Origin of the sequence: Pseudomonas sp. Irchel s3b2 (genome assembly GCF_900187445.1) — a bacterium.
Taxonomy (GTDB): domain Bacteria; phylum Pseudomonadota; class Gammaproteobacteria; order Pseudomonadales; family Pseudomonadaceae; genus Aquipseudomonas.
In genome coordinates, this window is the sequence record NZ_FYEB01000005.1 from 362,992 (window position 1) to 380,407 (window position 17,416).

Sequence of the window (17,416 nt, forward strand, 5' to 3'; positions counted from 1 at the left end):
AAGCCTCGCTCCTACAGGATTTTTATCGCATTCAAGTCAGCAGTGCTTTCAGGTCGTTGTATAACGCCTCAGGAATCTGCACCCCCTCCACCAGACTGCGTGCCCGCGCCGCATAACGCCGTTGCGACGGCAAGCGGGCGCCCTGCCCTTCAATGCCCTGAAACAACACCTCGGCCCGAGCCAAATGTTCCTCAGTGGCCGCCCCCAGAAAACGTCGCGGATCCAGCGCGATGATCAACTCGCCATGGTACGGCGACGACTTGCTGCCCGCGTCATAGGCCAGCGATTCGGCACTGGTCAAATCACCAATCAAAGGCCCGGCGATCAACTCCACCATCACTGCCAGCGCCGACCCTTTGTGCCCACCGAATGTCAGCATCGCGCCGCCGTCGAGCACCACATTGGCATCGGTGCTCGGCCGGCCTTCAGCGTCCACACCCCACCCCTCGGGAATCGCCTTGCCGGCACGCCGATGCAACTCGATATCACCACGGGCAATCGCACTGGTGGCGAAGTCGAACACAAACGGATCCTGCCCCGCCCGCGGCCAGCCAAAGGCAATGGGATTGGTGCCGAACACCGGCACGCGTCCCCCGGCGGGTGCCACCCAGGCATGACTCGGATTACACGCCAGCGCCACCAACCCGGCCGCGGTCAACTGCTCGATCTCCACCCACAGCGCCGAGAAATGCACACAGCGATTGATCGCCAACGCCGCAATCCCGTTGGCCCGGGTTTTCTCCGCCAGCAACCCAAGTCCCGCCTGAAACGCCAATTGCGAGAAACCACCACCGGCATCCACCCGCACGATCGACGGCGCCTGGTCGATCACCTGCGGTTCGGCATCGGCCGACACCTTGCCGGCCCGCAGGGAATTCACGCAGCCCAGAATCCGGTACAAACCGTGGGAGGCACAGCCATCGCGCTCGCCGGCGATCACCGTCGCCGCCACCGCTTGCGTGTGGGCCAGATTAAAACCGTTGCGCAACAGGATCGATTCGGCCAGCTCGCGGGCTTCGATCAAGGTAAGTCGGATCATGGTCATCTCCTTGGACAGACCGTCCAGACTGGACCAGTCCAAGGCTCACGGCTTGATCGCTTTAGGTCAGGTTGATGACGAATTCGGCATATCGTTGAAACGGTCGACGTTGTGTGGCCGCACCACTCGTCGGCAGGCGCAACGTGATCAATTGACATCGATGGGTGTCTGCGCAATTATTATTACATCGCATACGATACAAACGTATACGATACATAAGTCACATCTTTTGAAACGTTGAGGATCCACCCCATGAGCAAGATCGAAAAAGTACTGGCCACCGGCAAAACTCACACCACCGTTAGCGCCGCTGGCAATACTTCGCGGGGCCATAACGGCAGCCTCGACATCCAGCTCTCGTCGCCTGGGAACGCGAAACTGGCGCACGAGTTCAAAGCCATTGCACCGCACCCAACCGCAGAGCAGCTGTTCGCCGGTGCCTGGTCGGCCTGCTACACCGCCGCCGTCGGGCTGGTGGCCAATGAAATGAATGTGGTGCTGCCGTCTGATTTGTCAGTCGACATTGAAGTCGATCTGGGTCAGACCGGGCCGGCGTACTTCCTCCAAGCTCGATTGACGCTGCGCGTGCCGGGTCTGGCGCACGACATTGCAACAACGCTGGCGCACACCGCAGATCAAATCTGCCCGTACTCGAAAGCGACGCGGGGTAACATCGACGTGGCCTTGAACGTCCTCACGGCTTGACGCACCGAGTCGCGTTGATACACCACATATGTCGCATGCGCTTTAAGCGCATGCGAATAAGAAACCAGCCAGGCCTATTTCCTCCAGGCCCGGCTGAACCCCAGTCGACAGTCAGAGCTGTTCCGATACAATCGCATACGCGGTATATTTTGCCTTTACGAGCCTTCAACTTTGGCCAATGAGGAAGCACATGAAACCCACCGACAAGATGGCTCCCGCCAAGCTCTCCGACTTTCTGTGTTTTGCGGTCTATTCCACGAACCTGGCCTTCGGCAAGGCCTACAAGCCGATACTCGAGCAGTTGGGGCTCACCTATACGCAATTCATCACCATCGTTGCGCTATGGGAGGAAGACCATCAAACCGTGGGCAGCCTGGGCGAGAAGCTGTTTCTCGAATCGAACACGCTCACACCGATCCTGAAGAAGCTGGAAGCGATGGGCTATCTACAGAGGCAGCGTGATCCCGAGGACGAGCGGCAGGTGCGGATCAGTCTGACGAAGAGTGGTCGACAGCTGCGCGAAGGCCGTCCCGAAATGAGCCTCTCCGACGCAACTGGCCTGACACCGGACGAGTTCACGCAGATGCAGAATGCGATCGTGAAGCTGCGCAACAATCTCATCAAATCGACGAAAGCCGGGGAGTGAGTGACTACTGATCGTTTTTTTGATCAGGGTCTTTTTTGGGTATGAAAAAGCCCAACCTTTTCAGACTGGGCTAGTCATTGAATCATAGGATCGGGACGGCGTGATTCGAACACTCGCCCCTGGTACCCCATCTTCTTTTTCACCCCAATTCGCTTTCCCGAATCAGCTTCTTATTTATCTTCCCGACGCTGGTTTTAGGAATCTCGGCGACGAACTTGAACTGCTTGGGGATCGCCCATTTGTTGAGGCGGCCACGCTCGACAAATCCTTGCAGATGCACCTCCAGGATCTTGCGGTCGAGATACTGCCCAGGCTCGCACACCACCAGCGCCATCGGTCGTTCGCCCCATTGCTCATCGGCAATGCCCACGACCGCGACCGACATCACCGCCGCGTGCTCGCTGATCAGGCTTTCCAGTTCCAGGGAGCTGATCCACTCTCCTCCGGTCTTGATGACATCCTTGATTCGATCTTTGATTTCCACTCCTCCCAACGCGTCGATAGAGGCCAGATCGCCGGTGTGCATCCAGCCGTTGTGCCACAGCTCGGCACCCTTTTCGGGCTCCTTCAAATAACCTTGGGTCAGCCAGGGTGCGCGCACCACGATCTCGCCCAGAGACTCGCCGTCATGGGCAACGTCATTGCCACTGGCATCGATGATTTTCAGGTCGACCATCGGCACCGGCGTGCCCGTCTTGATGCGAGTGGGCAACTGGGCTTGCGTGGATTGTTCGAGGTCTTGATCACGCAGGTACGTCAGGCACAGCAATGGGCAGGTTTCCGACATGCCGTAACCGCTGTGCACCTGAATACCTTTGGCGCTCGCTTCGCTGGCAATTCCCAGCGTCAGTGCGCTGCCACCCAAGAGCATTTTCCAGCCATCGAAACGGGTCTGTGCCGCTTCTTCGCAGTTCAGGATCATTTGCAGAATGGTCGGCACGCAATGGGAAAAAGTGACCTTCTCCTCACGATACAGCCTGACCAGGCTGTTGGGTTCGTAGCGGCCGGGGTACACCTGCTTGAGCCCCATCAGGGTGGCAACATAAGGCACACCCCAGGCATGCACGTGAAACATCGGGGTGATGGGCATGTACACATCATCGGAACGCAGCAACGGCAGGCCTTGATAGACGCCCAAAGTGCCCACGGCATTCAAGGTGTGCAGGACCAATTGGCGGTGGGTGAAATACACGCCTTTAGGGTCGCCAGTGGTGCCCGTGGTGTAGAAAAGGGTTGCCACCGAGTTTTCATCGAAGTCGGGAAAATTGTATTGGTCTGCGGCCTTGGACAATATGTTTTCATACTCCCCCAGCACCGGTAACGACGTATCGATTGCTGTGTCGTCCGTGAGCTGCAGGTAACCTTTGACGGTTTCAAGCCGGCCCTGAATCTGTTCAACCAGCGGCAGGAAATCATCATGCACCAGCACCAGGTCGTCCTCGGCGTGGTTCATGGTGAAGAGCACCTGATCCGGCGAAAGACGAATGTTCACGGTATGCAGCACCGCGCCGATCATCGGTACGGCAAAGAAGCATTCCAGGTAGCGGTGGCTGTCCCAGTCGAGCAAGGCCACGGTATCCCCGGCCTTGACGCCGGCAGCGGTCAAGGCGTTGGCCAGCCTGCGGATCCGCTGGTTGAGGGTCTGGTAGCTGTAGCGCAGTTTGTCGGCGTAGACGATTTCCCGGCCCGGCTCGTAACGCACACCGGACAACAACAATTGCTTGATCAGCAAGGGATAGGCATAGGCGCCATCGGCGGGCGGAATTATTTTTGTCGCCATCATGGTTGGGGGTTCCTTGTCCTTTCGATCAGAAGTGCGCTGCTTCCAGCTCGTAGAGGGATTCGCTGCCGGCCTTGACCGATGCGCTCAACGAGTGGATGCGCGGCAGCAGGCGGGCGAAGTAGAAGCGCGCGGTGCCCAGCTTGCTGGTGTAGAAGTCATCCTCGGCCTGTTTGCCCATGGCCGCTTTGGCCATCAGTGCCCACATGTAGGCATAGGCGGTGTAGCCGAATACCTGCAGGTACTCGACCGAAGCAGCGCCGATTTCATTGGGATTGTGGGTGGCCCGATCCAGCAACCACGCGGTCAGTTCGTCGAGGGTGTCCACGGCGGCGTCCAACGGTTTGCAGAACTCGCCGAGGTCGGCACTGGCGTTGGCGGTGAAGTGGCGGATTTCGGCAGCGAATAAACGGTAGAGCGCCCCGCCGCTGCCGACGATTTTGCGCCCGGCCAGGTCCAGCGACTGGATACCGTTGGTGCCTTCGTAGATCTGCGTGATGCGCACATCGCGAACCAGTTGCTCCTGGCCCCACTCGCGGATGTAGCCGTGGCCGCCGAAGATCTGCTGGCCATGCACTGTGGTTTCCAGCCCCATGTCGGTGAGGAACGCCTTGGCCACCGGGGTCAGCAGCGACACCAGGTCCTGGGCGCGGGTGCGGGTTGCCACGTCATCGCTGTACTTGGCGGTATCCAGTTGCAGAGCCACGTAACTGGAGAACGCACGGCCGCCCTCGTTCAAGGCTTTCATGGTCAACAGCATGCGTCGTACATCCGGGTGCACGATGATCGGGTCGGCGGCTTTGTCCTTGTTCTGCGCGCCAGTCGGTGAACGGCTTTGCAGACGGTCACGGGCGTATTCAACTGCGTTCTGATACGAACGCTCACCCAACGCCAGGCCCTGGATGCCCACGCCAAGGCGCTCGTAATTCATCATGGTGAACATTGCCGCCAGGCCCTTGTTCGGCGCATCGACGATCCAGCCAGTCGCTTCGTCAAAGTTCATCACACAGGTGGCGGAGGCCTTGATGCCCATCTTGTGCTCGATGGAACCGCAGGACAGCGAGTTGCGTTCGCCCAGCGAGCCATCATCATTGACCAGGACCTTGGGCACCAGAAACAGCGAAATTCCCTTGGGACCGGCCGGTGCATCCGGTAACCGCGCCAGTACCAGATGGATAATGTTTTCGGTCAGGTCGTGCTCGCCGCCGGTGATGAAGATCTTGCTGCCGCTGATCTTGTAGCTGCCGTCGGCTTGGGGCTCGGCGCGGGTGCGAATCAGGCCCAGGTCAGTGCCGGCATGGGCTTCGGTCAGGCACATTGAACCGGTCCAGGTGCCGGCGTACATATTCGGCAGATAGCGTTCCTTGAGCTCTTGACTGGCGTGCGCATTGATCGACAGGCACGCTCCGGCGGTGAGCATCGGGTACAGGCCGAAGGACAGACTGGCCGAGTTGACCATCTCTTCGACCTGAGCCGAAATGGCCTTGGGCATGCCCATGCCACCGAACTGCGGATCACCGCCAACACCCACCCAACCGCCTTCGGCGAAGGCTTGGTAGGCGGCAACAAAACCGTCCGGCGCTGTGACCGTGCCCTTGCTCCAGGTGCAGCCCTGCTCGTCGCTGCTGCGGTTCAGCGGCGCGACCACCTCCGCGCTGATCTTGCCGGCCTCTTCAAGAATGGCGGCGGCCGTTTCTTCATCAATCACCTCGGCCAGGCCAGGCAATTGGGCCCATAGCCGGGACACCTCGAAGACCTCGTTGAGTACGAAGCGCATGTCGCGCAAAGGAGCTTTGTAATCAGACATTGTTGGCTTACTCGGAAGTGGTCAGGGCATGCGACATGCCAGGACGTTCAGTGGATTCAGTGTTTTCGGCTACCGCAACGGCACCGGGCTCAGGGGCCCGCTCGCGCAGCAGGAAGTACGACAGGGCCGGGATCAGGATCAGCGCGCCGAGCATGTTCCACAGGAACATGAAGGTCAGCAGGATGCCCATGTCGGCCTGGAACTTGATGGGTGACCAGACCCAGCACACCACGCCCGCCGCGAGGGTGATGCCCACCAGCCCGACCACCCGGCCGGTGAACGACACGGCGTTGCGGTAGGCCTGGGACAACGGCAAACCCTGACGCTGGAAGTGCAGTTGCACGCTGAGCAGGTACAAGGCGTAGTCCACGCCGATGCCCACGCCCAATGCGATCACCGGCAGGGTCGCGACCTTGACGCCGATGCCCATGGCCACCATCAACGCCTCGCAAAGGATCGAGGTCAGCACCAGTGGCAACAAGGCGACCAGGGTCGCGCGCCAACTGCGGAAGGTGATCAGGCAGAACAGCGTCACCGCCGCGTACACGTACAGCAGCATGGTGCGGTTGGCCTCGCGCACCACAATGTTGGTCGCCGCTTCAATCCCGGCCGACCCGGCCGCCAGCAGAAACTGGCGATCTTCGCTGTTGTTCTCCCGGGCGAACTTTTCGGCGATGCCCACCACGGCGTCCAGGGTCTCGGCCTTGTGATCCTTGAGGAAGGTGATCACCGGCATCAGCGAACAGTCGGTGTTGAACAACTCCGGGGAGTTGACCGAGGCTTGCTGCGCGGCGTAGTTCAGCACGTCCTGATTGCGCTGGATGCTGTTGAGCTTGGGGTTGCCTTCATAAGTACCGGCGGTGATTTGGCGCACCGCATTGACCAACGAAGCCGTGGCTTGTACGCCCGGATACTGCTGCAGCTCCCAGGCCAGACGGTCGGCGAGGACCAGCGTCTTATAGTTCAAGCAGCCTTCCGGCGCGGTCTTGATCATCACCGCGAACAGGTCGCTAGACAGCGCGTAATGGCTGGTGATGTAGGCGTTGTCACGGTTATAGCGAGAATCGGCACGCAACTCCGGCGCACCGCTTTCCAGGTCGCCGATCTTCAGGTTCAGGCTGACCATGAAGCCGCCGATGCCCATAAGTGCCGCGACCAATACCGCCCCCGTGGCCCATTTGGCCGTGGTGAAGCGGTCGAGCAAGTCCCACAGTTTGCCGAAGCCCTTGTGCCCTTCTGCACGTGTGTCGATTTTCAGCGCACGCTCGGCCGCCTTGGCACCGACACCGACATAAGACAGCGCCACCGGCATCAGCAACAGCGAGGTAAAAATCAGCACCGCCACACCAATACTGGCGGTGATCGCCAAGTCGCGAATCACTGGAATGTCGATCAGCATCAGTACCGCGAACCCGACGGCGTCGGCCAGCAACGCGGTGACGCCGGCAATGAACAGGCGGCGGAAGGTGTAGCGTGCGGCGATCAGTTTGTGGGTGCCACGGGCGATGTCTTGCATGATGCCGTTCATCTTCTGCGCCGCGTGGGACACACCGATGGCGAAGATCAGGAACGGCACCAGCACCGAATACGGGTCGATGGCATAGCCGAGCCAGGCGACAATTCCGAGTTGCCAAACCACCGCAATCAGCGAGCAGCCGACCACCAGCAAGGTGCTGCGCACGCAACGGGTGTAGGCATAAATGATGATCAGCGAAGTGACGACGGCCAGGCCGAAGAACATCATCACCTGAATCAGCCCGTCGATCAGGTCGCCCATCAGTTTGGCGAAGCCGATCACCCGGACTTTGTACTGGCCCTTGCCCTCCTCCCCGGCCTTGCGCGCAGCGCTGTCACCGGCGAACTCGATCTGGTCGCGCAACTGCTCTTCGAGCATTTGCGAAAACCCGTGGTAGTCGATGCGCTGACCGCTGGCCGTGGCCTTGTCCAGCAGCGGCACGATCAGCATGGTCGATTTGTAGTCGCTGGCCACCAGACTGCCAACGATACCGGCGCGGGAAATGTTCTGGCGCAGCTGTTCTATTTCTTCAGGCTTGCCCTGGTAGGTATCGGGCATCACCGGGCCACCCTGAAAACCTTGCTCGGTGACTTCGGTCCAGCGCACTGCCGGGCTCCACAACGACTTCATCCAGGCGCGGTCAACGCCTTCGGTGAGGAACAATTTGTCGTTGACCTGTTTGAGCACGTCCAGGTAAGCGGGGTCGAAGATATCGCCCTGGGTGTTCTCCACCACCACCCGTACCGAGTTACCCAAACCGCGCAGCGACTGGCGGTTTTCCAGGAAGTTCTGGATGTACGGCTGGCTCTGCGGAATCATCTTTTCGAAGCTTGGACGCAGCTCCAGGCGAGTCGCGGCCATGTAGCCCAACACCACGGTGGCCAGCGCCATCAGCAGCATGAACAGCGGACGGTAGTTGAATACCAGTCGCTCCAGCAGGTTGCCGGAATGGCGGTCGAAGTCCCGCAGATCGCGGATCACCGGCATGGTTTCTTGTTTGGTATGGCCCATGTCTGGGTTCTCGCTCTAAGGGTTCGAGGGCTTATTCAACGGACAGCATCCGTGCACCACGGCTACCAACCACCACCAGCGCACCGTCGGCGGACTGAGTGGCGCCGGTCACCGGTGTCGGTGCTGGCTGCTGAACCAAATGCAATTGCGCGCCTGCACCCTGGCTGACCAGCATCTGCCCGCCCTGGGTGAACAAGCGGTAGTTGCCACGGCCATCGACGAGGCCAGCGGTGATGCTGACGCGCAGACCACTGTCCAGCGGGGTCCAGCTGAATCCGCCGTCGGTGCTGCGCAGCACATTGCCGCGCAAGCCGTAGACGAGCGCTTCGCCGGGTTTGCCGAGCACCCCGAAAAAACTGCCCTGATAGGGTGTCTGCACGGCGGCAAAGCGCTGTTGGGCGTCATCCCATTTGAGCAACAAGCCCTGCTCGCCGGCGATGTACAGCGCATCGCCGGTGGAGGCGATGGCGTTGAGGTGAAAGCCCTGCGGGTTGTCGGTGCGGTCCTGGAATGGTGTCCAGCTCTGGCCGCCGTCCTCGGTGCGCAGGATCAGGTTGAACACCCCGACCACATAACCGAGGCGGTCGTTGGCGAACCAGACATCGAGCAAGGGTTTGTCGGCGCCCTGCGCCACCAGGCGTTCACCTTCGGCGACCAGCAGTGGCCATTGTTCGTTACCCGGTTCTGCACTGGCCAACGCGCCGTAATGCTTGACCAGCAAGGCACCGATATCGCGGCCGTCCAGTTGCTTATGCCAGGTCGCACCCGCATCACTGCTGTGCAACACCACGCCGTCGCCGCCCACCGCCCAGCCTTGGGTGGCGGAAGGAAAACTCACGGCATTGAGGTCGGCACTGACCGGCACCGCTGCCTGTTGCCAGTGTTTGCCGACGTCATCGGAAAACAGAATGTGGCCTCGCTGCCCGACGGCGACCACACGGTCGCCGGCGCGGGCCATGCCGGATAATGGGCTGTTGGCGGCCAAGGCACTGACCCTGGCCGGCAGATCCAGCACGTCGACATAACCGGATGCCTGGCTCAGGCCCTGCAACATTGCAAGCAGAGCGCCGAGCGCCAGTTGCAGGTAATTTTTATACGAACACATACCGCGTCCTCTTCGGATAACCGCGCCGGGACACACGTCCGTGTGCCTGACATTCCAACCAGACGTCCGAAACGATCGGCATACGCCGACCGTCGTGCGGTCCCCTGCCTTGCAGGCAGCGGACCGAACGAACGCTTTGTCACGGTTTGCTTAGCGAATCCCGGCACCTGCCAGGGACTCCGGCGACCACTGCGCCTTGGAAAGCGGATCGATGTACTTGATGCCGCCATAAGGCCCGACCACGCCATTGATGTTGTAGGAACCACCCACCAGGTCGTAGATCATGAACGGCGTGGAGTCCGGGATCTGCTTGTCATAGCTCTGGCTGAGGAACGCGAAGGAGCCACGGTACAGCTGACCACGAGCGTCGTATTGGTCAGAGGCCAGAGCGGTCCAGCTGTCTTCATCAAGGTAGAAGCGGCGCTTCTGATAGATGTGTCGGGCGCCGGACTTGAGGTTGCCCTCTACCACCCAGACCCGGTGTTTTTCCCAACGTACGTAATCCGGTGCCAGGTGATTGGGCATGGTCAGCGCCTTGGGATCCTGGGCGTAAGTCAGCTTGTAGGTGTTGTAGGGCACGATCATTTCCTGCTTGCCCACCAGCTTCCAGTCGTAACGGTCCAGGGCACCGTTGAACACGAAAACATCATCGTAGGTGCCGGCACCGGCGGTGCCAGGGTTAGGCGTGTCGTAAGCCAGGTTCGGTGCCAGCTTGACCCGACGCTGGCCAGGCAAGTATTGCCAGGCGCGACGAGGCTGTTGTAACGGGTTGGCGGCGTCCTTGAGCATCACCGCTTCACCGGCCCGGCGTGCAGGGCCGGTATAGGACAACTTCATCTGGTAATACACGTCGGCGCTGCTGATCGGCTGCGTCAGGTTCTCGTAGATCGGATAGGAAATGAACGCCTGCCCAGTGATCGCCAGACTCGCAATGCCGGCGGAGTCGACGTTCCAGGAGTCATACTTGGAGTTGATGTTGACCCCCTGATAGCGCAGCAGGAAGTTCCACATCGCCTCATTACCCGATTGTGGAATCGGGAACGGCACGCCCGGCAGTACGTTGTCGATGGCCAGGCCACCTTCGAGGGACTTGGCGCCGGTGGCATTTTTCACGCCGTTGTCCAGCACGGCCTTGGGCAGTGTGACGGTGCGGTGGGTCGGGTAGACATTGATGTGAAAACTTGGGAAGCGCTTGGCCAGCTCGGCAGTGGTCGCCGTCAGCAGACCCTTGTGTTGATCGACGTTCTTGCCGTCGATCACCAGCACTGGTTTCTCGTCGGCAAAGGGGTCCGGGCGCATGCTGTCACCGGCCTTGAACGTGGCCGGTGGCGTGGTCAGGCCACCCGAATAGGCTGGAATCGAACCATCGGCATTTCCGGCCTTTTCAGCTCCGACCAGGGTCAGACTGCTGCCCAACTTGGCGGCGTCCTGGGTTGAAACAGCGGCCTGTGCCTGGGCGGCAAGGATCATGGCCAGCGAAGCGGCCAACACGGTTTTTGTGAATTTCATCTTGTTATTCTCCTGCTTGCATTGAGCAAATCAGTGGTGCATCAAAAAGTGGTTTTCATCGTCAGGTAAACGGCGCCACGGTCCTCAGTCGTGGCACCACCACCGGAGAAGGCCGAGTAGCCGCCGCCGTAACACGCGTAGTTTTCATTGCCGCTAAAGGCATTGGGTGTGGAGCCATCGCCGCTGCCGGCATTGGCGGCGCCGGTGCTCAAACCGCTGGTATCGCACTTGTCGGTCTCGCCGAAGGAGTCCACGTACTTCAGGTCGACGAAGTATTTGTTGTACACAACGGCACCCACGCCCACGGCATAGTTACCGGTGTTTTTGGCACCGCCACCGGACACCGGTGACACGCCGTCGAGGCCAACGTTGATGGACATCGGTGCGTTGAGATCGACCCCCGGGAACACCTGGTACCAGGTCGGTGTGAAGTTGACCGCGACACCCCAGTTGTCGCGGGTCGGCTGGTCGATACCGCGATAAGTGTCCTTGCCCTTGTAGAGCGCTTCGTTCTTGCTATCGAGCTTGAGCAAGTTGCTGTAGTACAACTCGGCGAGCAGGCTGGCCGAATCGAACACCGGTGTTTTCGGGAAGGTCATCAGGCCGTTGAGCGTCCAGTGCAACGTGTCACCGGTGGCACTCATGCTGTCGCCCTTTTGCGGGGTGTCATAGATCACACCGGTGGCCGCCGTGCGGGCCGGCAACAGCCCAAGGCCTGCGCCCAAACTCCGCGGCCCTGTCGAGCTGACAACCGCGGGAATACTGGCCAGCGGCATGTTGTGACGAATGTTCAGGTCCGAACCGACGCTGATACCGCCCACATCCTTGGACAAACTCAGGCCGACGATCTTGATGTTGTCGGCATAGGCCAGCTGATAGGTGCTGGTGCTCAGCGAGTTGAGGGTGTTGACCACAGCGGGCACCATGCCGGCAGGCGGGGTGCCATTGGGATTGGCCGAGGTCAGGCCGGTGGCATTCAACCAGGCTTGCGGCAGGATCTCCGAGGTTTCGCGGTAGTAAACGCCGAGGGTGCCATCCAGCCAGGCCGGCGACCACTTGGCCATCACGCCCCAGTCGCCGCGCTTGTCCGGCGTCAGGTCGTGACCGCGACGCACATTGGTCAGCCCGTTGCACGGCGCCAGACCACAACCCAGTGGACTGCCCGGCACCACGCCATTGGTGTTGCCCAGCAGGAACGACTGCGCACCGAGGCCGACCAGATCGGAACCGCCATAGTAAGTACCGGCTTCAGGCAGGCGGGCGGCATCCCAATCGAGGAAATACTGAGCGCCCACGGTCAACTCGGGATTGACCGTGAACGACATCGACAACTGGTTACGCGGAACAAACAGCTCCTTGGCTTCAGTTCCCGGCGAGGCGGCCAGTTTGGCCAGGTCGAGGCCGGACTGGCCGTAGCTGACCGAGTGCACCGGGTTGAGGAGGGTTTCACCCCAGAACACGTTGTGCTGACCGGCCTTGACGCTCAACAGCGACTCCTCGCCCACTTCGGTGCTGTAGAACACGAAGGCATCGAGAATTTCGCCGGATGGACCGGTGTAGTAACGCTGGGCGTAGTTGCTCAGATGCGGGCTGCCGTTGCCGACATTGTCACCGGTGACCCCGGCCAGGCGCGGATCGTTGGCGACCAGACCCGACCTTGCGTCATTGCCGTTGACGAACGGGTTGGAGTTGGAACCTGTGTTCTCGTAGGCCTTGTCGTACCAACTGGCGGCACTGACGCGAAAGCCCATGTGGTTCTGGTAAACCACATCCATCTCGGTCAACAGGTCAACGCGGTTGGTGATGTTGGTTCCGGCCTTGCGGAAGTTGTAGTCGCCATCGTTGTTGTTCGGTGTCGCCAACATGCGCTTGTCAGCGCTTTCGGTGCGTACGCCGTAGTTGTACTTCACGGTGTTATCCAGGCGCACGGTCCAGTCCGGGTTACCTGTGTCGAATTCGACCGCATGGGCAACCGGCACGGCGGCGACCAGAATGGCCGAGGCCAACAAGGTGTAACGCGAGGGTGCGAACCCGTGACTCTTATTGTTGTGCATTGCGTTGTCTCCGCCTTTTTGTATTTGTTTTAAGCGCAGCCGCCCTCGCGCACCCTCTTGTTCCAGGGGTTTGCGTTTTTCAGGAGTGAGGGCAAATGCCGGATGGATGCGGCCAACCGGCGCCTGAATTAGCGATCCAGTTCCAGGATCAATGCTTCGGCTTGCGGCCAGTGGCCAAAACCTGCAACTGGATTGAGATGACCCACCTCGCCCATGTTGAGCAGTTCGCTGCCCCAGCCTTCGGCCAGGCGAGTGACGGCGTCCAGGCTGGCGAGGTGGTCGTTGGTACTGGCGGCCACCAGACTGCGGAACGGCAGTGGCCCTTTTGGTAGAGGATTCCAACCCTGGGTGCGCAGGGTTTCAGCGGATGGGTAGCCTTGCGGCCACTGAGCATCGAGATCTGGAGGGGTGGCCAGCAGCGCGCCCTTGATCCGCCGACTGTGCTGCGCGGCCCAGTGCGCGACCATCAACACGCCGGCACTGTGGGCAACCAGAATCACCGGCCCGTCGATCTGCTCCAGCGCGTGCTGGATCGCTTCGACCCGCTTGGCGCAGTCGAGCTTGTCGGTTTCCAGCGGCGGCACACTGCGCACCTTGCACAGCCTGGCTTCAAGCAACGTTTGCCAATGTTCGGCAACGTGCTCGCGCAGGCCGGGTACGATCAGAACGGTTGCGGCAGTTTGCAGTTTGTCCACTTCAACACCTTCGCTTTCTCGATGACTCGACTGGCTCTATCGCCAGGGGCTTTTTGTAGGACTGACATTAAAGAGCGCCCACCCCAGGCGCTTTTCATTGGACGTCAGGCACTTTTCTTTTCATGACAGATTTCCAGGTGTCGGGCATGCCGCGACCATTGGTCGAAAAACCCCGCAGCTTCTCTGCAGGTCACTGTAATCAATGGATGAGCGTCGATTGCCCCATGAGAATGATCGTGATTCGGAACAGGATTGGCCGAGCGTCCTCGGCAACGTCACAACTGTTCAATTGCTGAAGTGCTGGATATAGTCGCCACGCTCATTTGAATCGCAACCGGCCCAGGAAAGACCCTCGCATGCCCAAGCTTGTTCGCGCCGCCGTCTTGACCAACTACCTGGAGGTCACCCAGTACCTGGGGTTCAACCCGCGCGATTTACTGGCGGCTGTCGGCCTGAGCAAAGCCCAGTTGCAAGCCCCTGAACATCGCATCCCCATCGATGCCGCCGTGCGCCTGCTGGAAGATTCGGCTGCCGCCAGCGGCTGCCAGAGTTTCGGCCTGAGCATGGCCGAGTCACGCCAGCTCTCGGACTTCGGTGTGGTCAGCTTGCTGCTCAGCCATCAGCGAACGCTGCGAGATGCCTTGCAGGTCGTGGTGCATTACCGGCATCTGATGAACGATTCGCTGGCCATCTTCATTGAAGAGGCCGGTAAGATGGTGATCATTCGCGAAGAGGTGGTCACCGAATCGCCGATGCCCAGCCGACAAGCCACCGAACTGGCCATCGGGGTGATGTTCCGCCTGTGCGCTGCCCTGCTCGGCACCCACTGGCACCCTTACAGCGTCAACTTCACGCACCAGCCTCCCGACAACCTGCAACTGCATCGCCGCCTGTTTGGTTGCAAGCTGGAATTCGGCAGCGAGTTCAACGGCATTGTCTGCTCCGACGCCAGCCTCGACGTGACCAACCCCAATGCCGACCCGGCCATGGCGCGCTATGCGCAGAGTTACCTCGACTCGCTGCTGAGCCATGAGGGCCCATCGATGCTGTTCGAGGTGCGCAAAGCCATCTACCTGCTGCTGCCGATGGGGCGCGCCACCATTGAGCAGATCGCTCAGACCCAGGGCATGAACGTGCGCACCCTGCAACGTCGCCTGAAAGACGACGGCTGCGCCTTCAATGACTTGATCAATGACGTGCGTCGTGACCTGGTGCTGCGCTATCTGGAAAACCCCAATTACTCGTTGGGCCGGATCGCTGACATGCTCGGCTACTCCATGGCGAGTTCCTTCACACGCTGGTTCATCACCCAGTTCGGCATGCCGCCCGCCGCATGGCGCGCACAAAAGCAAGCCACTTCTAAATCTCACTCTGGTTCCAAAGAGTCTTGAGCCAGCCGACCGGCGATAATCTGTCACTGGCATGGGCAAAAAGTGATGCCGAGCGTGAAAAGCTTGGGCTCTGGCGCGAGGTAAATAGGGTTTGAGTTTTTTACGTCTGGTGCAAGTGAATTGCGAAAACTGGAGTATTGGGTTTGGGCAGCGGAGACGATGTCTTCGCTGCCTTGGATGGTCTTGTAGCCTTCGGGACGTAACACCGAGTGTAAGCGTCCAGCCAGGAGTTGCTTCCGCATAAGTGGGCGCAGGTCTAACTGGCAAGGTGTTGGGCTAACTGGCCATCAGACACCAACCGCAAACTATGACGCTCTATGCCAAATCGAGGTAGTAGGTGTAGTAGCCAGTATCTCGAACATAGCCTTGAGCCTCATAAAGTCGCTGAGCGCCTTCATTATCCCTACCGGTCTCCAATAAAATTCCTTTGGCTCCCGTTGAAATCACGAATTCCCTGGCGGCATCCAATAAAGCTGTACCGACCCCTCGCCCTCTCGCAACATCGGTTGCGTAGAGGTCGTTGAGAAGCCAGGTTCGTCGCGCGGACACTGACGAAAAAGTAGGGTACAACTGCACAAACCCTAGCGTTTCGCCAAGTTCGTCGTGAGCATAAAAAATCGTCGACTCATTGTGGCTTAGTCGCTGGGCAAGAAAATCACGTGACTCTAGAAGGTTGGAGGGTTGCCCGTAGAACCCTCGATACGAATCAAAAAGGGGGGCGAGTTTTTCTACACAGTGGTTGTCAGCGCGGCTAATTTTTACGGCCATGAAATTTACTTCCCTGTTCGTGATCGTCTTATGTCGCCCAATAATACCTGCCTCAACCACTAGATTGGTTGGTATTCATATCCTGCGCGCCATCGTTCTCGGGGTTGGAAGGTGTGTCGGCCGGACGCTTACAATCCAGCGCCTCTTGGGGCAGGATGCTTTCATAAAGAGCTAACCCATTTTCAAGGAAGACACGTCGATGGAGCGGTGCGAAGTAGCAGTTCTCGGATTGGGTGCGATGGGCGCCGCGACTGTTTATCAATTGGCGAAAACCGGGGTTAAGGTGATTGGCATAGACCGGCATCACCCACCCCACACCTTAGGCTCAAGTCATGGCGATACGCGGATTACCCGACTTTCGGTCGGTGAAGGTGCCCAATATTTGCCTATCGTCCGCCGCTCCCACGCGCTCTGGCGAGACCTCGAAGCACTGTCCGGTGAGTCGTTGTTTGAACAGTGTGGCGTGCTGGTGTTCAGCTCCAACCCCCGCGATGCCCTCGATGGCAAAAACGACTTCACCCAACGCACGATAGGGCTAGCGCAAGCCAATGCGATTGAGCACGAAGTACTGTCGGCTGAGCAAATTCGTCAACGCTTCCCGCAATTTTCTACAGTGCTAGACAACGCTATCGGTTACTTCGAACCCAGTGGTGGCTACCTTCGGCCTGAGCGGTGCATTGCCATACAGCTCAATCTCGCCGAACAACACGGAGCGACGCTGCTCAAAGGTGAAATCGTTATGGGCCTCGCCTCAGACCAAAAAGGCGTGACCATCACCACTGACCAGCGCACGATTCTCGCTGACAAGGTAGTAGTCAGTGCCGGTATGTGGTCACGCGAGTTATTGGGGGCGCCCTTCGACCGATTACTCCGGGTCTGTCGACAGAAGTTGTTCTGGTTCGAGCTGGAAGAAGGCGCAAAGTTTGCCGAGGCTTCGCCGACCTTCATCCTCCGGCATGGGCAAACTGAAGACGACATGAATTACGGCTTCCCACCGTTACCTGGCGAAGGCAGCCTAAAAATTGCCACAGAGCAGTACATTGAAGAATCAACGCCCAGCACATTGGATAGAACTGTCTCCGCCGCCGAAGAACGTGAAATGTTCAATACTCAAGTCAGGGGAAAAATCACAGGCGTGACTTCACGGGTGGTCAAATCGGCGGTATGTCCCTACACCGTGACTCCGGATAGCAACTTCATCATTGATGAGCATCCGACCCTGAAAAACACTTTAGTGGTGTCTGCCTGCTCCGGCCACGGTTTCAAACATTCCGCAGCTTTGGGTGAAGCACTGGCTCAATGGTGCATACATGGCAGAAGTGATCTGGATCTATCCGCGTTTTCGCTGAAGCGGTTTGAGGTGCCACTTGCATAGATGGACGCCATCGCC

At 59.4% G+C, this 17,416-nt stretch carries 13 protein-coding genes; 4 read left to right on the forward strand and 9 right to left on the reverse strand.

The genetic code is table 11. The features are described from left to right. Nucleotides 1-31 precede the first annotated feature (31 nt). Entirely contained in the window at nt 32-1,039 is a 1,008-nt protein-coding gene (locus tag CKW20_RS15070) for an Ldh family oxidoreductase (RefSeq protein ID WP_095053612.1), read from the reverse strand. Nucleotides 1,040-1,291: 252 nt separating this feature from the next. Between CKW20_RS15070 and CKW20_RS15075 the strand changes: the two genes are divergently transcribed. Both CKW20_RS15075 and CKW20_RS15080 read left to right on the forward strand, forming a co-directional pair. Beyond that, nucleotides 1,292-1,744, forward strand: coding sequence for an Ohr family peroxiredoxin (locus CKW20_RS15075; protein ID WP_095053613.1), 453 nt, complete (start codon nt 1,292-1,294; stop codon nt 1,742-1,744). Between the two features lie 190 nt (nt 1,745-1,934). Then, nucleotides 1,935-2,390 (forward strand): MarR family winged helix-turn-helix transcriptional regulator, encoded by a 456-nt coding sequence (locus tag CKW20_RS15080; protein ID WP_095053614.1) that lies wholly within the window; start codon nt 1,935-1,937, stop codon nt 2,388-2,390. Between the two features lie 139 nt (nt 2,391-2,529). On the opposite strand, the gene CKW20_RS15085 is transcribed toward CKW20_RS15080, so the two are convergent. The 7 genes from CKW20_RS15085 to CKW20_RS15115 all read right to left on the reverse strand — a co-directional run bounded on the left by CKW20_RS15085 (nt 2,530) and on the right by CKW20_RS15115 (nt 13,867). After that, nucleotides 2,530-4,173 (reverse strand): fatty acid--CoA ligase, encoded by a 1,644-nt coding sequence (locus tag CKW20_RS15085; protein WP_095053615.1) that lies wholly within the window; start codon nt 4,171-4,173, stop codon nt 2,530-2,532. Between the two features lie 25 nt (nt 4,174-4,198). Beyond that, nucleotides 4,199-5,977 carry an acyl-CoA dehydrogenase C-terminal domain-containing protein gene (locus CKW20_RS15090; RefSeq protein ID WP_095053616.1) on the reverse strand — a complete coding sequence of 593 codons (1,779 nt, stop codon included), beginning with the start codon at nt 5,975-5,977 and terminating at the stop codon, nt 4,199-4,201. A 7-nt stretch (nt 5,978-5,984) separates the two neighbouring features. After that, complete coding sequence (locus CKW20_RS15095) at nt 5,985-8,504, reverse strand: RND family transporter (protein WP_095053617.1); 2,520 nt, start codon at nt 8,502-8,504, stop codon at nt 5,985-5,987. 31 nt (nt 8,505-8,535) lie between these two features. Beyond that, nucleotides 8,536-9,609 carry a YCF48-related protein gene (locus CKW20_RS15100; RefSeq protein WP_095053618.1) on the reverse strand — a complete coding sequence of 358 codons (1,074 nt, stop codon included), beginning with the start codon at nt 9,607-9,609 and terminating at the stop codon, nt 8,536-8,538. 150 nt (nt 9,610-9,759) lie between these two features. Continuing rightward, nucleotides 9,760-11,118 carry a DUF1329 domain-containing protein gene (locus CKW20_RS15105; protein ID WP_095053619.1) on the reverse strand — a complete coding sequence of 453 codons (1,359 nt, stop codon included), beginning with the start codon at nt 11,116-11,118 and terminating at the stop codon, nt 9,760-9,762. 41 nt (nt 11,119-11,159) lie between these two features. Next, entirely contained in the window at nt 11,160-13,172 is a 2,013-nt protein-coding gene (locus tag CKW20_RS15110) for a DUF1302 domain-containing protein (protein ID WP_095053620.1), read from the reverse strand. 128 nt (nt 13,173-13,300) lie between these two features. After that, a complete protein-coding gene (locus CKW20_RS15115) occupies nt 13,301-13,867 on the reverse strand; it encodes an alpha/beta hydrolase (RefSeq protein ID WP_095053621.1) in 567 nt (188 codons plus the stop codon). Between the two features lie 356 nt (nt 13,868-14,223). Here CKW20_RS15115 and CKW20_RS15120 point away from each other — a divergent pair, with 356 nt between their 5' ends. Continuing rightward, on the forward strand, nt 14,224-15,258 hold the full coding sequence (locus tag CKW20_RS15120; protein ID WP_095053622.1) for an AraC family transcriptional regulator: 1,035 nt from the start codon (nt 14,224-14,226) through the stop codon (nt 15,256-15,258). 315 nt (nt 15,259-15,573) lie between these two features. Here the strand turns inward: CKW20_RS15120 and CKW20_RS15125 are convergent, their stop codons facing one another. Next, nucleotides 15,574-16,026 carry an N-acetyltransferase gene (locus CKW20_RS15125; protein ID WP_095053623.1) on the reverse strand — a complete coding sequence of 151 codons (453 nt, stop codon included), beginning with the start codon at nt 16,024-16,026 and terminating at the stop codon, nt 15,574-15,576. Nucleotides 16,027-16,225: 199 nt separating this feature from the next. On the opposite strand from CKW20_RS15125, the gene solA reads away from it, so the two are divergent. After that, nucleotides 16,226-17,401 carry an N-methyl-L-tryptophan oxidase gene (gene solA, locus CKW20_RS15130; RefSeq protein ID WP_095053624.1) on the forward strand — a complete coding sequence of 392 codons (1,176 nt, stop codon included), beginning with the start codon at nt 16,226-16,228 and terminating at the stop codon, nt 17,399-17,401. The last annotated feature ends 15 nt before the right edge of the window (nt 17,402-17,416 follow it).

Bases quoted from the DNA above. Each gene is read 5' to 3' on its own strand.
- CKW20_RS15125 (WP_095053623.1), bottom strand. From the start codon at position 16,026: ATGGCCGTAAAAATTAGCCGCGCTGACAACCACTGTGTAGAAAAACTC.
- CKW20_RS15085 (WP_095053615.1), bottom strand. From the start codon at position 4,173: ATGATGGCGACAAAAATAATTCCGCCCGCCGATGGCGCCTATGCCTAT.
- CKW20_RS15120 (WP_095053622.1), top strand. From the start codon at position 14,224: ATGCCCAAGCTTGTTCGCGCCGCCGTCTTGACCAACTACCTGGAGGTC.
- CKW20_RS15110 (WP_095053620.1), bottom strand. From the start codon at position 13,172: ATGCACAACAATAAGAGTCACGGGTTCGCACCCTCGCGTTACACCTTG.
- CKW20_RS15080 (WP_095053614.1), top strand. From the start codon at position 1,935: ATGAAACCCACCGACAAGATGGCTCCCGCCAAGCTCTCCGACTTTCTG.
- CKW20_RS15075 (WP_095053613.1), top strand. From the start codon at position 1,292: ATGAGCAAGATCGAAAAAGTACTGGCCACCGGCAAAACTCACACCACC.
- CKW20_RS15095 (WP_095053617.1), bottom strand. From the start codon at position 8,504: ATGGGCCATACCAAACAAGAAACCATGCCGGTGATCCGCGATCTGCGG.
- CKW20_RS15100 (WP_095053618.1), bottom strand. From the start codon at position 9,609: ATGTGTTCGTATAAAAATTACCTGCAACTGGCGCTCGGCGCTCTGCTT.
- CKW20_RS15070 (WP_095053612.1), bottom strand. From the start codon at position 1,039: ATGATCCGACTTACCTTGATCGAAGCCCGCGAGCTGGCCGAATCGATC.
- CKW20_RS15105 (WP_095053619.1), bottom strand. From the start codon at position 11,118: ATGAAATTCACAAAAACCGTGTTGGCCGCTTCGCTGGCCATGATCCTT.
- solA (WP_095053624.1), top strand. From the start codon at position 16,226: ATGGAGCGGTGCGAAGTAGCAGTTCTCGGATTGGGTGCGATGGGCGCC.
- CKW20_RS15090 (WP_095053616.1), bottom strand. From the start codon at position 5,977: ATGTCTGATTACAAAGCTCCTTTGCGCGACATGCGCTTCGTACTCAAC.